We start from the raw sequence: 14117 nt of genomic DNA on the forward strand, positions 1-14117 counted from the left end.
GCGCCGCCGCGGGCAACCGCGAGCATGCGACTGCGGCGGAGCGAGCTGTCCTCGCCGGGCATCAAGCGGCAGCGGCGAGGCCGCGGTTTCCGGTATCTCGCGCCGGACGGCTCTCCGGTGACCGATCCGGAGGTGCTCGAGCGCATCCAGGGTCTCGTGATCCCGCCCGCGTGGCGCCGGGTGTGGATCTGCCCGCATCCGACCGGGCACATCCAGGCCGTCGGGACCGACGACGCGGGCCGCCGCCAGTACCTCTACCACCCCGAATGGCGGCGAGCGCGCGACGAGGAGAAACACGACCGGGTGCTCGCCCTGGCCGGCGAACTGCCCGCCGTCCGCGCCGCCCTCCAAGACGACCTCCGCCGAAGGCACCTCGACCGCCGGCGGGTCGCGGCCGCCGCGCTGCGGATGATCGACCGCGGCGTCTTCCGCAGCGGCGGCGAGGAGTACGCCGAAACCAACGGCTCCCACGGCGCGACCACGCTGCTGCGCGAACACGTGAAGATCAGCGGCGACGAGCTGACCTTCTGCTACCCCGCCAAAAGCGGCCTCGTCCGCTCGCTGAGCCTGCGCGACGGCGAACTCGCAGCCGTCCTGAAGTCGCTCCGCCGCTGCCGCACCGGAACCCCGCGCCTGTTCGCCTACCGCACCGACGACGGCTGGCACGAACTGCACGCCAGCGACGTCAACGAGCGGTTCAAGGAACTGGCCGGCGAGGAGTTCACGGTCAAGGACTTCCGCACCTGGCACGCGACCGTGCTCGCCGCGGTCTCCCTCGCCGCCCAGGAGACGCCGACCTCCCAGCGCGGCCGGGCGAGGGCCGAGTCGGCCGCGATGAAGGAGGTCGCGGAGGAGCTGGGGAACACTCCCGCGGTCGCTCGCCGCTCGTATGTCGACCCGCGCGTCCTGCGGGAATTCGAAGAGGGCAACACCATCCACCGCGCATTGCGCAAGGCCGACGCCGACGGGCTCGCGGAGGAGGAGCTACGGGAGCGGATCGAAAAAGCGGTACTCCGACTGCTGCGGCGGGCCTCCCGCGGATGACCAGCGTCCCGCCGCGACGCAGCGTCGCTGATGAGCGCGGCGGGCATCTTCTCGGATCTGCAGATCGCCGAGGAACCGGGCAACCCGATCCCCCGCGTACTGCGCGGACGTGGTGATTTGCCTCTTAAATCATACGCACCACTAATGGTATGTTGCGCACACGACCACGCTCGCCCACCCGAAAGGACCCGGCCATGACTCTCGCCGGAAAGACCGTCCTGATGTCCGGCGGCAGCCGCGGCATCGGCCTGGCCATCGCGATCCGCGCGGCGCGGGACGGGGCGAACGTCGTCCTGCTGGCGAAAACCGCCGAACCGCATCCGAAGCTGGAAGGCACCGTCTACACCGCCGCGAAGGAGATCGAAACCGCCGGCGGCCAGGCGCTGCCGATCGTCGGGGACGTGCGGTCCGAGGACGACGTGCTGGCCGCGGCGGAAGCGGCGGCGGAGCAGTTCGGCGGCATCGACGTCGTGGTGAACAACGCCAGCGCGCTCGACCGGTCCGGCACCGAAGACCTCTCGATGAAGCGCTACGACCTCATGCAGGACATCAACACCCGCGGCACGTTCCTGCTCAGCAAAGCGGCGATCCCGCACCTGCGCAAGGCGGCGAATCCGCACCTCCTGACGCTGTCGCCGCCGTTGAACCTCTCCCCCGCCTGGGTCGGCGCGCACCTGGGCTACACGCTCTCCAAATACGGCATGAGCCTGTGCACGATCGGTCTCGCGGAGGAACTGAAAGCGGACGGGATCGCCGCGAATTCGCTGTGGCCGCGCACTCTCACCGACACCGCGGCAGTGCGCAACATCATCGGCGGCGCGAGCCAGGCGCGCACCCCGCAGATCGTCGCCGATGCCGCGTACGCGATCCTCAACCGGCCGTCCCGCGAGTGCACCGGGAACCTCTTCATCGACGACGAGGTGCTCGCCGCCGAAGGCGTGACCGACCTGTCCGGCTATCAGCGCGGCGACGGCGAACTGGCGCTGGACATCTTCGTCGACCCGGCCTGATCCCGCATCCGGTCGAATTCGCCGGGCAAGGTGTCGCCCTCGTTCATCTTGGCCAGCAGTTTGCGCAGCGAATCGTGGGAGCGCTGCGGAAGGTCGCTGAGCACGTGCTGGTCCAGGCCGGCCAGCAGCTCGTTCGCCTTCCGCAGCGTTGTCCGTCCCGCGGCGCTGAGGTCGACGACGTAGCGCCGCCGGTCTTCGGGGTCGCGGGTGCGCGCGGCGAACCCGAGGGTCTCCAGGTCGTCGAGGCTGCTCACCATGGTCGCCGGGTCGATCCGCAGGTACGCGCCCAGCGACAGCTGCGACATCGGCCCGTTGTCGGCCAGCGCCTGCAGGACGCTGTAGTGCCGCACCCGCAGGCCCAGCTCGTGCAGCCGGTCCTCGGCGAGCCGGAACACGACCTGGCCGAGCTTCACCAGCAGGCAGCTCGTGTGCTCGCCGATCCCGCCCGGCACCAGCGGACCTGACATCGTTTCCCCTGCCTATCGTTTGCGGAGCGGACGAATCCCGATGATACGGGCCCCGGTCACGCCCGCAGCCGCAAACTCGGTTCCATGGCGGCGAAAGCGCGCCGCACGTGGCCGGGCAGTTCGCCCGGCGCGCAGTCGGGCAGCCATTCGTCCAGCGCGCACCGCCAGGCCGCCACGCAGAATTCGACGAGCAGCCGCAGTTCGAGGCTGGACTCGCCGAGCCGGCGCACGATCTCCGCCTCGGTTTCCGCGCAGTGCAACAGGGTGTGCCCGTTCAGCGCCGGGGACTGGTCGATCAGCCGGAGCGTCGCCGGGAACCGCTCGTACCAGTTCTCGTCCATGCGGTCGAGGGTCGCGAGCATCGCGTCGCGGAAGACATCGGCGAGCGGCCCGGATTTCGCGGTCTCGTCCAGGACCTCGAGATAGGCGCTCCAGAGTTCCTTGACCGCGGCGAGCGCGACGTCTTCCTTCGAGCGGAAGTTGCGGAAGAACGTCCGGCGCGACACCTCGACCTCGTCGAGCAGCGCGTCGAGCGGCGTGGCGTCGAAACCGCGTTCGCTGAAGAGCGAGATCGCGGTCTCCACCAGCGCCTGCCGGGTGCGCTGCTTCTTGCGCTCGCGCAGCGTGGGCGGTCCGGACGTGGTCATCTTCGGCAGTCTACCCAGCACGCGTCGCGAGCGCATATGCTATACAAGAGCAAATGCCACACTGTGGCACATTCACTCTAGGGGGTTGCCTTGCGCGCACTCGTTGTCGACCACTCCGCACCGGCTCATCTGGCCATGGCCGAGGTCGCCGACCCGGTCCCCGCGCCCGGCGAGGCGCTGATCCGGGTGGCCGCGGCCTCGCTCAACTTCGGCGAGGTCAAAGGCGCGACCGACCCGTCCGCGCCGGACGGCACCGTGATCGGCTGGGACGCGGCGGGCGTCGTCGTCCAAGCCGCGGCCGACGGTTCCGGCCCGGCGGTCGGCACGCCGGTGGTCTCGGTGGGCACCGCGGGCTGGGCCGAACTGCGCGCGGTGCCGACGAACTTGATCGGCACCGTGCCCGACGGCGCCGACCTGGGCGCGATCAGCACTATCCCGGTCGCCGCGCTGAGCGCTTTGCACGTACTGCGCCGGATCGGCCCGGTCCTCGGACGGCGAGTGCTGGTCACTGGCGCGTCCGGCGGGGTCGGCCGTTACGCGGTGCAGCTCGCCGCGCGGGCGGGCGCGGAGGTGGTGGCGATCAGCCGGGATCCCGCGCAAACGGAAGGTCTGCTCGCGCTGGGCGCGGCTGAGGTGCGCGCCTCCGCCGACGAGGTCGACCGGCCGGTGTCCGGGGTGCTGGACAATCTCGGCGGGCCGCATCTCGTGGCCGCCTTCGCGAGGTTGGAAGCGGGCGGCACGCTGGTCACCGTGGGCCGTTCGGCCGAGGCGGACGTCGTGCTGCCGCCGGACGCCTTCCTCGGCACCGAGGGGCGGCACGACCGGTCGATCCGCACGTTCTTCCTGCTGGCCGATCCCGCGGCCGACTTCTCCGCCGATCTGACCTGGCTGGCCGCCGAAACCGCCGCCGGACGCCTCGATCCGGGCATCAGCTGGCGCGGCCCGTGGGACCGGTACGCCGAGGCGGCGGAGGCGCTGGTCGGACGGACGCTGCACGGCAAGGCGGTGCTGGAGATCGGCTGAGCGGACGCGGCCGCCCCAGCGGCGGCCGCTCCCCCGGTCCGGGCGCGGCACGCGTTAACCTGGCCTGAACCGACCGCGCGAGAACACGGAACCCAGGTGAACCAGACCGGAGCACAGCCGCCAGCCGGAACGCAGGCCATCCGCCGCGCGCTCGGCATCCTGCGGCTCCTCATGGACGAGGACGGGGAGCTCGCGCTGTCCGCGATCGCCCGCAAACTGGACCTCACGCCGGGCACGACGCACCGGGTCGTGCGCGCGCTGAGCGCCGACGGGCTCGTCGCGCACAACCCCCGCACCGACAGCTACCACCTCGGCCCCGGCGCGATCCTGCTCGGCCAGGCCGCCCAGCGCGTGCACGGGCTGCAGCTCGCGCTGCCGGTCATCCAGCGGATCAACGAGGACACCGGGGAATCGGTCAACATCACGATCCGCGAGGGCAACGAATCGGTGGTGCTGCTGCGCGCGCAGTCGACGCTGCCGCTGCGCTTCGAACAGCATCCCGGCGCGCGTTTCCCGTTGTACGCCACGGCTTCCGGCAAGGCGATGCTCGCCAATTCTCTCGACGCGGAGTCCTATCTGGCGAGCCTTCCGGAACAGCTGCCCGCGCTGACGGCGCACACTCTCGCGACCCGGGACGCCCTCGCCCTGGAACTGGCCGAGACCCGCGATCGCGGATACAGCATCGACAACGAGGAAAACGTCGCCGGGGTGCGGTGTGTCGGGGCTGGGGTCCTGGACGAGCGTGGGCTTGCCCGGGCGGCGGTGGTCATCCAGGTGCCGACCGTGCGGCTGCCCGAGGAGCGGGTTCGCGAGCTGGGCGCGCTCGCCATCGAGGCGGCCAAGGAAATCGCGCCGTTCCTGCCACCGGACCGGCTCACTCGCTACTGACGCCAAGCCAGACGTCTCACTCGCTGCTGACCCCCAGCGCCCGCGCGGTCAACGAAGCCAGGTGCGCGGGCCGATGCTCGGACAGCTGCCGAATCTGCGTCCGGCAGCTGAACCCGTCCGCGTGCACCACCGTGCCTTCCGGGGCCGCTCGCAGGGCGGGCAGCAGCTGGTGTTCCGCGACCGCGACGGAAACGTCGTAATGCCCCCGCTGGAAACCGAAATTCCCCGCCAACCCGCAGCAGCCCTCGCGCAGCACCTGCGAATGCTCCGACAACCGGCCGAGCAGCTGCGCATCGGCGTCGTAGCCGAGGTCGGCGTGCTGGTGGCAATGCACCTGAGTGAGCACCGGAGCCGCGGACTTGGTCAACCCAGGAAGCTCGCTCTCGCCCACATGCTCCGCGAAGGTCCGGACGCTCCGCTTCAGCAAGGCAGTCCGCGGATCGTCCGGCAGCAGCTCCGAGCCGTCCTCGCGCAGGGTCGCGGTGCAGCTCGGTTCCAGGCCGAGCACCGGGATTCCCTGCCGCAGCCACGGGTCCAGCGCGTCCAGCGAACGGCGCAGGACCCGCCGCGCCGCGCCCAGCTGGCCGGTGCTGTGCCAGGTCAGTCCACAACAGACAGTCCGCTCCGGGACAACCACCTCGTGGCCCAGGGCTTCCAGCACCGCGACCGCGTCCCGGCCGACTTGCGGGTCGAAGAAGTTCGTGAAGGTGTCCGGCCACAGCACGACCTTCGACGACGACGGCACCCGTTCCCGGCGGCGGAACCACGACGCGAAAGTCGGCGAAGCGAGCTGCGGCAAAGCGCGTTCGGCGGCGATCCCGCCCAGGCGGTTCAAGGCTGGTCGAAGCGGGCCGGAGGCCACGGCGTTGATCGCACGGGCGAACGGGGCGCCTAGCCGGAGCCAGCGCGGCAGCGCGCCCATGGTGTAGTGCGACATCGGGCGAATCCGTCGCTCGTAGTGCCGGCTGAGGAATTCGGTCCGGTAGGAAGCCATGTCGACGCCGACCGGGCAGTCGGATTTGCAGGCCTTGCACCCCAGGCAGAGATCGAGTGCGTCGCGGACCTCGGGCGAGCGCCAGCCGTCCTCGAGGACGTCCCCGGCCAGCATTTCGAACAGCAGGCGCGCCCGGCCGCGGGTCGAATGTTCTTCCTTGCCGGTCGCGCGGTAGCTCGGGCACATCATCCCGCCGGACGCGGAAACGCATTTGCCCACGCCCACGCATCGGCGGGAGGCCGCGGCCAGGTCGCCGCCGTCGGCGTGCAGGGCGAGCCGCGCGCGGGTCGGCAGGACCGGCGGGGCGATGACGGTGCGCAGATCGGCGTCCAGCGGAGCGGGATCGACGACCCGGCCCGGGTTCATGCCGTTCGACGGGTCGAAGGCGGCTTTGAAATCGGCGAACGCCTGCATCAGCCGCGGCGGGAACATCAGCGGCAGGAGTTCGGCCCGCGCCTGGCCGTCGCCGTGTTCGCCGGACAGCGAACCGCCGTGGGACACCACGAGTTCCGCCGCCTCGACCAGGAACGACCGATACGCCTCCTTCGCTTCCGGCGCGGCCATCGGGAAATCGATCCGCACGTGCAGGCAGCCGTCGCCGAAGTGGCCGTAGACCACGCCTTTGCGGCCGTGCTTCTCCAGCAGCAGATCGAATTCGCGCAGGTACGCGCCGAGCCGGTCCGGCGGGACCGCGGAGTCCTCCCAGCCCGACCAGGCCTCGGACCCGTCGGCCAGCCGCGTCGCGAGACCCGCGCCTTCCTCCCGGATGCGCCAGAGTTTCCGTTGCTCGACAGGATCTCGCACGACCAGCGAAGAAGCGCCGACCTGCGGGGCGCGGGCGGCGACCTGCTGGGCGACCGCGAAAGCCTCGTCCGCGTCGTCGCCGCCGGTTTCCAGGTACAGCCACGCCGTTCCGTTCGGCAACGTGCTGCGGTCCCCCGGCTTCCGGGCGTCGAGCGCGGCGACCAGACCGGCTTCGATGCCTTCCATGGTCAGCACCGGAAGGTCGAGCAGCGCCGGGACCGCGTCGGCGGCGGCGATGCTGTTCTCGAAGCCCAGCACGGCGAGAGCGCGCGTCGCCGGGATCGGAGCCAGGTCGACGACCGCGCTGAGCATCGTCGCGCAGGTCCCCTCGGAACCGACCAAGGCCTTGGCGACGTCGAAACCGTTCTCCGGCAACAGGTATTCGAGGTTGTACCCGGAAACGCGCCGCGGCAGTTCCGGGTAGCCGAGCCGGATGTCGGCCAGGTATTCGTCGCGCAGGTCCCGCAGGCGGCGGTACAGCTCGCCGACCGAATCCTCGCGGGCGCACAATTCCGCCAGCTCCGCCGGAGAAGTCGGACCGACCTCGAGCCGGGTTCCGTCGAGGAGCGCGATTTCCAGCGCGCGGACGTTGTCGACGGTCTTCCCCCACGCCACCGAATGCGACCCGCAGGCGTTGTTGCCGATCATGCCGCCGATCGTGCACCGGCTGTGCGTCGACGGGTCCGGGCCGAAGGTGAGCCCGTGTTCGGCGGCCCGTACGCGCAGCCGGTCCAGCACCAGGCCGGGTTCGACGCGCGCGGTCCGGGCCGCGGGGTCGAGGTCCAGCACGCGGTTGAGATGCCGGGTGAAGTCCAGGATCACCGCGCGGTTCGCGGCCTGCCCGCCGATGCTCGTCGCCGCGCCGCGCGGGAGGACCGGCGCGCCGTGGTCCGCGCATACCTTCAACGCGGCCACCACGTCGTCCGCGCTGCGCGGCCGGACCACGAGCAGCGGGACGTGCCGGTAGTTCGACGCGTCGGTGGAGTGGGTGGCGAGCGTGGCCGGGTCGCCGGCGACCTCGCCGGACACCGCCCGCGCGAGTGCTTCCTGCAGTGCCGAATGCGAACGGGCTCGGGCCGGCATGGGCGTCTCCTGGGAAATCGGGGGTTCACAGCGCCGCGGTCGCCGGGCTACCGTGAAGGCTCGCCACATAGTGGATATTGCTTCCACATGTTGTCAACCTCGACGTGAGGAGTGGTCTCCTTGACCGACCTGCCCCGCAACGAAAGCGTCTTCACCTGGGCCGCGCCCCCGTTGAAATTCGGCGCCGGCGCGCTCGACGAGCTGGGCGCGGAGGTGGCCGCCCGGCAGGCCAAGTCGTGCCTGATCCTCACCGACCCCGGAGTCCGCGGCACCGGCATCCCGGACCGGGCGCTCGACTCGATCCGCGCGGCAGGCGTGAAGAGCGAGATCTTCGACGGCGTCGGCGTCGAACCGACCGACGCGAGCATCGACGAGGCGGTCGCCTACGCCCGCCAGCAGGACTGGGACTGCTTCGTCGCGATCGGCGGCGGTTCGGCGATCGACACCGCCAAGGCCGTCAACCTGCTGACCACGCACCCCGGCGAACTGCTCGACTTCGTGACCCCGCCGATCGGCGCGGGCAAGGCCCCGTGGCTGCCGCTGAAACCGCTGATCGCCGTGCCGACCACCGCGGGCACCGGGTCCGAATCGACCACGATCTGCGTCGTCGACCTGCTCGGCCTGCACCTCAAGGCCGGGGTGAGCCATCCGTCGCTGCGCCCGTCGCTGGCGGTCGTCGACCCGCGCACCACGATCACCCTGCCCCCGGCGGTGACCGCGGCCAGCGGCATGGACGTGCTGTCGCACGCGCTGGAGAGCTACACCAGCGTCGCGTTCGACGCGAAGCCCGCGCCGGAAGACCCGATGAAACGCCCGGCGTTCTGCGGTTCCAACCCGATCAGCGACGTGTGGTGCGAGATGGCGCTGACGTTGGTGGGCAAGCATTTGCGCGCCGCCGTCCTCAATGGACGCGACCTGACCGCGCGCACCCAGATGGCCCTCGCGTCCACCTACGCCGGAACCGGTTTCGGCAACGCCGGCACCCACCTGCCGCACGCGAACGCGTACCCGATCGCCGGAGCGGTGAAGCAGTACCGCGCCGAGGGCTACCCGGAGATGCCGATGGTCCCGCACGGCCAGGCCGTGTCCGCGACCGCCGCCGAGGTGTTCCGCTGGACCTATCCCGCGGCCCCGGAACGGCACCTGCACGCCGCGCACCTGCTGTCCGGCGGGCAGACGTTCACCGCGACCGACGGCGCCGACGCGCTCCCGCACGTGCTCGCCGAGCTGATGGCCGACATCCAGATGCCGAAGGGCTTGCACGCGTTCGGGTACGGCGACGAGGACATCGACACCCTCGTCGACGGCACGCTCAAGCAGACCCGCCAGCTGGCCGTCGTGCCCCGTCCGGTCACCCGGGCCGCGCTCGAAGACATCTTCCGCCGTTCGCTCTGACCACCGGGAGTTATCAATGGCGACAACTCCGGAGAAAAGCACCGACGTCCGCCTGGTCGTCGCGTCCAGCGTGTTCGGCACCACCGTCGAGTGGTACGACTTCTTCCTGTACGGCACGGCCGCGGGACTCGTCTTCAACAAACTGTATTTCCCCGGCTCCGATCCCCTGGTCGGCACCGTGCTGGCCTTCGCGACCTTCGCGCTCGGCTTCCTCGCCCGCCCGATCGGCGGGTTCGTCTTCGGCCACCTCGGCGACCGGGTGGGCCGCAAGAAGATCCTCGTCGCGACCATGCTCATCATGGGCGCGGCGACCTGTCTCATCGGGCTGCTGCCCGATTACCGGATGATCGGCCCGGCCGCCCCGGTCGTCCTCGTCGTCCTCCGCTTGGCCCAGGGCGTCGCCGTCGGCGGCGAATGGGGCGGGGCGGTGCTCATGGCCACCGAGTACGCCCCGGCCGGGAAACGCGGCCTCTACGGCAGTTTCCCGCAGATCGGGCTGGCCATCGGGCTCACGCTGGGCACCGGCGTGCTGGCGCTGCTGAACGCGGTCACCAGCGACGAGGCGTTCCTGTTGTGGGGCTGGCGGATCGGCTTCCTGCTGTCCGCGGTGCTGGTCGTGGCTGGCCTGCTGATCCGGGTCAAGGTGATGGAAACCCCGGCCTTCCGCACCATGGCGGCCGAGGAGGGCACCGCGACCGTCCCCGCCGTCGAACTGGTCCGCGACCGGCTCTCCCGGCGGCACCTGCTGCTCGGCATGGGCAGCCGGTTCACCGAGGGCGTGGCGTTCAACGCGTGGGCGGTCTTCGTCATCTCCTACGGCAGCGGAACGCTGAAACTGGACCGGCAGCCGCTGCTGGTCGGCGTGATGATCGCGGCCGCGGTGATGGTGGTGTTCATCCCGGTGTTCGGCAAGGTGTCCGACCGGCTCGGCCGGAGGCGGACGTTCGCGACCGGAGCCGTGACCACGCTGGTGCTGGCGATCCCCGCACTGGCGGCGCTGCACAGCGGCAACCCGGTGCTGATCACTGTCTCCCTGATCGCGGTGCTGGGCGTCAGCTACCCGGTGATGTACGGCCCGCAGGCGGCGTTCTACGCCGAACTGTTCCCGATTTCCCGGCGGTGCACCGGGATTTCGGTCGTGTACCAGCTTTCCGGCGTCGTCGCCTCGGGGCTCACCCCGCTGATCCTGGCGTATCTCGCCGGGAAGACCGGGACGACCGGCATCCTGGTCTACCTCGCGGCGACGACCGTGATCAGCGTGGCGTGCACGCTGGCGATCCGGCAGAGCGACCTGTACGTGGACGACGAGCGGATTTCCTTGCCCGCCAAGGAGGTTCCGCGGTTCACCTGAGCGGCCCCGTACCGCGCGGGCTGGCCCGCCGATGTTCGTGAAGGGAACCCTGAGGGACTCTGAATCACTCAGGGTTCCCCTCACGGACGGTCAGCGAGAGGCGCCGGACGCCTCGGTGAGCTGGTCCCGCAGGGTGCTCAGCGTCCGGGCCAGCAACCGCGAAACCTGCATCTGCGACAGCCCGACCCGTTCGGCGATCTGGCTCTGCGTCATGTTCGAGAAGAACCGCATGACGAGGATCGCGCGCTCGCGTTCCGGCAGGCTCCGCAGCAGCGGCTTGAGCGTTTCCCGGTCCTCGAGCTTCTCGATTTCCGGGTCCTCGTCGCCGAGCGTGTCCGCCAGCGCGACCGAGCCGCTGTCGTCGTGGGCCGGGTAGTCGATGGAGGAGGCCTGGTAGGCGTTCCCGGCGTGCAGGGCCTCGGCGACCTCGTCGAGATCGAGGTCGAGGTGGTCGGCGAGTTCGCGCGCGGTGGGCGCGCGGCCCAGGCGCTGGCCCAGTTCCGTGGCTGCTTGGCCGACCGTCAAATGGAGTTCTTTGAGCCGCCGCGGGACGCGGACCGACCAGGTGTGGTCGCGGAAGTACCGGCGGACCTCGCCCATCACGGTCGGGACGGCGAACGCGACGAAATCGGTCTGCCGCGCCGGGTCGTACCGGTCGACGGCGTTGATCAGGCCGATCCGCGCGACCTGCAGGAGGTCCTCGGTCGGCTGGCCGCGCCGGGCGAACCGGCGGGCGATGTGCTCGGCCAGCGGCAAATGTTCCTCGATGAGGCGGCGGCGCAGCCGGGAGTGCTCGTCGGTGTCCTCGGCCAGGTGGCTGATTTCCTCGAACAGCGCCGCGTAGTGCCGGTAGTCGTCGCGCCGGGTGCGGGTCATGGTCGCCGCGGTCATGCAGGTCCTCCTGACAGCCGAAGGGAACGTGACTCGGGTAGTGCCCTGGTGCGCATCGCGTAGCCGACGCTAATCATCCTTAGTGGACAGTGCTCGGCGCCGCAAGGCGAGCGCGCGGCGGATCCGCGCGTCCGCCCGGTCGCCGGGAAGCCGGAGTGTGATGGCCGGGTGATACCCGCTCGCGGGCAAGATCAATCAGCCCGCCACCCGGATGGGGGCTCCAGCAGGGGCGCGCAGGCGCAGCAAGGTGGCGAGTCGGTGCCGACGGACCGCAGGCTGACGATGCGCGCTGCCCGATGCGGTGATCGCGGTGCCCAATGCGGTGACGCCGAGCGCGCGGAGAGCTTCGCCCGGATGCGTTCCGACGGCGGCCGAACTCAGCTTCCCGACCGCCAGCGCCCGCGCGGCGAACGGCGGTCGGTGCGGCTGAGCACCCCGGACGTGTCGCGTTTCCAATGTCCGCCGCGCGAATCGGTGAAGGACAGGCCGGGGACGGCGGCCGCCGAGTACAGGTCGTCCACCGGCATCTCGTCCTCGCCGAACGGCAGCGCGCGGACGGCGGTCGAGCCGGGCGGGATGATCGCGAGGCGGACGCAGTGCGGTTCGCCCTCGCCGGGGCGCTCGACCTCCAGCGAACAGTCGAACACCGGTGCGTCGCCGCTGTTGTGCGCGCAGACGACGTAATCCTCGTCACGCTCGTGCCGGGCGCCCTCGTCGAGCCACGCGGAGACCGACTGCGCCTGCTGCTCCTGCCGGATTTCCGGCTGGTCCTTCCGGTTCAGCAGCATGATCCACACATACGAGGCGAAGCCCAGCAACGAGCCCGCGCTCCCGATCGCCGACACCCACGTCGCGGTAAGTTGTCCTCCCATTTCACCCGGAGTGCCCCGATTCGGCCGAGGCGAAACGAGGCCGGCAGAGGTTTGGACCTTCCCCGGCCGGGGTAGAAAGACCGCAGCGCGGAACCAGTGCCGCGCCAGGACTTTCGTTGCCGCGGGGACGCCGGTGGTGCCACGACACCGCCGGCGTTTCTGCTGTCCACAATGGACCGGCAGGGGCCGCGGCGTTCAGTCCTTCAACCAGGCCGGGCAAGCACCCTTCCGCAGCGTGCGCCATTCGCGAGCGAACCTGTCCCGCAACAGCTTCGCCGCGGCTTCGTCGCGACCGTAGAGGAGACCGAACGTAAACGTGTTCTGGTTCTCACTGAAGCCATCGATCGCGAAGTGCCGCAACGCCGCGCGGTCGACCACGGTGTCCTGATGCTTGCCCAGCGTCTGCTGCGCTGCCTTGACGTGCTTGCGCCAAGTCCGCAGCTTCTTGCCGAACACCGGCCGGACGGCGTCGGCGGCATAGCGAGCCCGCTTGGCCTTCTTCCGAACCTCGTGCAGCGCCTTCTCCAGTTCGGCGCCGCTGAGCCCCTCCGTCGCCGCAGTGGCTCGATAGAGCTTGCGCGCGGTCTTGCGCAGGGGTTTCCGCAATTCCTTCTTGCCCGCGGGGCGGACCGTGTCGAGCAGCGCCGCGATCGACTGCAGCAAGGTCGCGTATCGATTGCTGGACAACGCTTCCGTCGCGCGAGCCAGTTCGGTTTGGGAAGTGCGGGCGAAGTCACGGGTCAGGTATTGGCGCAGCGGCCCGAAAACCAGCTCCGACGGGACCTCGTCGAGACAACCTTCAAGGCGAGCTTGGCTCACTTCGGTGTCGCGCGCACCCGCGAGTTCCCCGCCCAGCCACTTCAGCTCCGCCGCGACCGCGTCGGCCTTCTTCTTGCCCGCCAAGGATTTGAACGTCCGAAGCGCGCTCCGCAGTTTCCGCGCCGCCACCCGGAGCTGGTGCACCGAATCGTCCGCCCCGACGCGAAAGCCCAAGTCCGCGCGACGCAACCGCTCGAATTGCTCGCTCAGATACTCCCGCACGACGTGGTCCGATCCGCGCGCGGGCTCGGTCTCGGCTCCGAGCAACCGCTGCAGTTTCGACGGCCACGACGCGTTTTCGGCCCCGCGCTTGCGCAAGCTCCGGTCGAGGCGGTCGAGCAGCTCCGGCGCGGAATCCGCCGCCAGCTCGACGTCCAGTTCCCGCCACCGGTCCAGCCGAAGCGCCTGTCCCCCCAGGAATTCCCCCGTGACGTGATCGTCGGCCAGAGTCGCCACGGTCCGGCCGGCCGGATCGGCCAGGCGGTGCGTGAACCGGTCGGTCCGCAGCTGCGCGACCGGCCGGAGCTTGCGGTCCAGGGTGTAGGCGCGGACCAGTGCCGCGATCTCCGCGGGGACCTTCGGGGCGTCGTCGAGCGGAAACCGCAACTCTTGCCCAGGCGCCCGCAGGCACCACCCCGCGTCGCTGCTTCTTCGCAGCGTGATCCCGGCTCTGGTCAGCCGGAAGTCCTTGGTGTCGTAGTAAACGGTCTCCAGCGTCCGCTCGGCGGGAGGTTCCTGGGTGATCCCCTTGCCCGCCAGCTGCGGCACCCGCGCCGTCAGGCTCAGCTCGTATTTCCGTCCGGATTCCGCGCTTCGCATTCCCCAGCTC

Annotated in this window: 12 protein-coding genes; 6 read left to right on the forward strand and 6 right to left on the reverse strand. The window is 70.5% G+C overall.

Going from position 1 to position 14117, the window contains the following annotated elements; translation table 11 throughout:
* Positions 1-24 precede the first annotated feature (24 nt).
* Both CU254_RS23495 and CU254_RS23500 read left to right on the forward strand, forming a co-directional pair.
* The gene (locus CU254_RS23495; protein WP_009079992.1) at positions 25-1044 is read left to right on the forward strand and encodes a DNA topoisomerase IB; all 1020 of its coding nucleotides are present in this window, start codon (positions 25-27) and stop codon (positions 1042-1044) included.
* A gap of 194 nt (positions 1045-1238) precedes the next feature.
* Complete coding sequence (locus CU254_RS23500) at positions 1239-2054, forward strand: NAD(P)-dependent oxidoreductase (RefSeq protein WP_037714590.1); 816 nt, start codon at positions 1239-1241, stop codon at positions 2052-2054.
* Here the strand turns inward: CU254_RS23500 and CU254_RS23505 are convergent.
* Both CU254_RS23505 and CU254_RS23510 read right to left on the reverse strand, forming a co-directional pair.
* On the reverse strand, positions 2003-2521 hold the full coding sequence (locus tag CU254_RS23505) for a MarR family winged helix-turn-helix transcriptional regulator (protein ID WP_009079997.1): 519 nt from the start codon (positions 2519-2521) through the stop codon (positions 2003-2005). The genes CU254_RS23500 and CU254_RS23505 overlap by 52 nt on opposite strands.
* 56 nt (positions 2522-2577) lie before the next feature.
* Positions 2578-3168 carry a TetR family transcriptional regulator gene (locus CU254_RS23510; RefSeq protein WP_037714593.1) on the reverse strand — a complete coding sequence of 197 codons (591 nt, stop codon included), beginning with the start codon at positions 3166-3168 and terminating at the stop codon, positions 2578-2580.
* Positions 3169-3258: 90 nt separating this feature from the next.
* On the opposite strand from CU254_RS23510, the gene CU254_RS23515 reads away from it, so the two are divergent.
* Positions 3259-4191 (forward strand): zinc-binding dehydrogenase, encoded by a 933-nt coding sequence (locus CU254_RS23515; protein ID WP_009080000.1) that lies wholly within the window; start codon positions 3259-3261, stop codon positions 4189-4191.
* 96 nt (positions 4192-4287) lie between these two features.
* Complete coding sequence (locus CU254_RS23520) at positions 4288-5079, forward strand: IclR family transcriptional regulator (protein WP_009080002.1); 792 nt, start codon at positions 4288-4290, stop codon at positions 5077-5079.
* Between the two features lie 16 nt (positions 5080-5095).
* Here CU254_RS23520 and CU254_RS23525 read toward each other — a convergent pair whose 3' ends face one another.
* On the reverse strand, positions 5096-7960 hold the full coding sequence (locus CU254_RS23525) for an FAD-binding and (Fe-S)-binding domain-containing protein (protein ID WP_009080004.1): 2865 nt from the start codon (positions 7958-7960) through the stop codon (positions 5096-5098).
* Positions 7961-8080: 120 nt separating this feature from the next.
* Between CU254_RS23525 and CU254_RS23530 the strand changes: the two genes are divergently transcribed.
* Positions 8081-9355, forward strand: coding sequence for a hydroxyacid-oxoacid transhydrogenase (locus CU254_RS23530; protein ID WP_037714595.1), 1275 nt, complete (start codon positions 8081-8083; stop codon positions 9353-9355).
* A gap of 16 nt (positions 9356-9371) precedes the next feature.
* Positions 9372-10706 (forward strand): MFS transporter, encoded by a 1335-nt coding sequence (locus CU254_RS23535; protein WP_009080008.1) that lies wholly within the window; start codon positions 9372-9374, stop codon positions 10704-10706.
* Positions 10707-10796: 90 nt separating this feature from the next.
* On the opposite strand, the gene CU254_RS23540 is transcribed toward CU254_RS23535, so the two are convergent.
* The 3 genes from CU254_RS23540 to CU254_RS23550 all read right to left on the reverse strand — a co-directional run bounded on the left by CU254_RS23540 (position 10797) and on the right by CU254_RS23550 (position 14107).
* A complete protein-coding gene (locus CU254_RS23540) occupies positions 10797-11597 on the reverse strand; it encodes a SigB/SigF/SigG family RNA polymerase sigma factor (RefSeq protein ID WP_037714598.1) in 801 nt (266 codons plus the stop codon).
* Between the two features lie 377 nt (positions 11598-11974).
* Positions 11975-12469: a hypothetical protein gene (locus CU254_RS23545; RefSeq protein ID WP_009080014.1), complete on the reverse strand. Its 495-nt coding sequence runs from the start codon at positions 12467-12469 to the stop codon at positions 11975-11977.
* A gap of 195 nt (positions 12470-12664) precedes the next feature.
* Entirely contained in the window at positions 12665-14107 is a 1443-nt protein-coding gene (locus CU254_RS23550) for a CYTH and CHAD domain-containing protein (protein WP_009080016.1), read from the reverse strand.
* Positions 14108-14117 lie beyond the last annotated feature (10 nt).

It is taken from the genome of Amycolatopsis sp. AA4 (genome assembly GCF_002796545.1).
In the GTDB taxonomy this organism is placed as follows: Bacteria; Actinomycetota; Actinomycetes; order Mycobacteriales; family Pseudonocardiaceae; genus Amycolatopsis.

What these genes read in the sequence shown, in the direction of transcription:
- CU254_RS23495 (WP_009079992.1), top strand. Translation starts at nt 25, where the DNA reads ATGCGACTGCGGCGGAGCGAGCTGTCCTCGCCGGGCATCAAGCGGCAG.
- CU254_RS23500 (WP_037714590.1), top strand. Translation starts at nt 1,239, where the DNA reads ATGACTCTCGCCGGAAAGACCGTCCTGATGTCCGGCGGCAGCCGCGGC.
- CU254_RS23505 (WP_009079997.1), bottom strand. Translation starts at nt 2,521, where the DNA reads ATGTCAGGTCCGCTGGTGCCGGGCGGGATCGGCGAGCACACGAGCTGC.
- CU254_RS23510 (WP_037714593.1), bottom strand. Translation starts at nt 3,168, where the DNA reads ATGACCACGTCCGGACCGCCCACGCTGCGCGAGCGCAAGAAGCAGCGC.
- CU254_RS23525 (WP_009080004.1), bottom strand. Translation starts at nt 7,960, where the DNA reads ATGCCGGCCCGAGCCCGTTCGCATTCGGCACTGCAGGAAGCACTCGCG.
- CU254_RS23535 (WP_009080008.1), top strand. Translation starts at nt 9,372, where the DNA reads ATGGCGACAACTCCGGAGAAAAGCACCGACGTCCGCCTGGTCGTCGCG.
- CU254_RS23540 (WP_037714598.1), bottom strand. Translation starts at nt 11,597, where the DNA reads ATGACCGCGGCGACCATGACCCGCACCCGGCGCGACGACTACCGGCAC.
- CU254_RS23545 (WP_009080014.1), bottom strand. Translation starts at nt 12,469, where the DNA reads ATGGGAGGACAACTTACCGCGACGTGGGTGTCGGCGATCGGGAGCGCG.
- CU254_RS23550 (WP_009080016.1), bottom strand. Translation starts at nt 14,107, where the DNA reads ATGCGAAGCGCGGAATCCGGACGGAAATACGAGCTGAGCCTGACGGCG.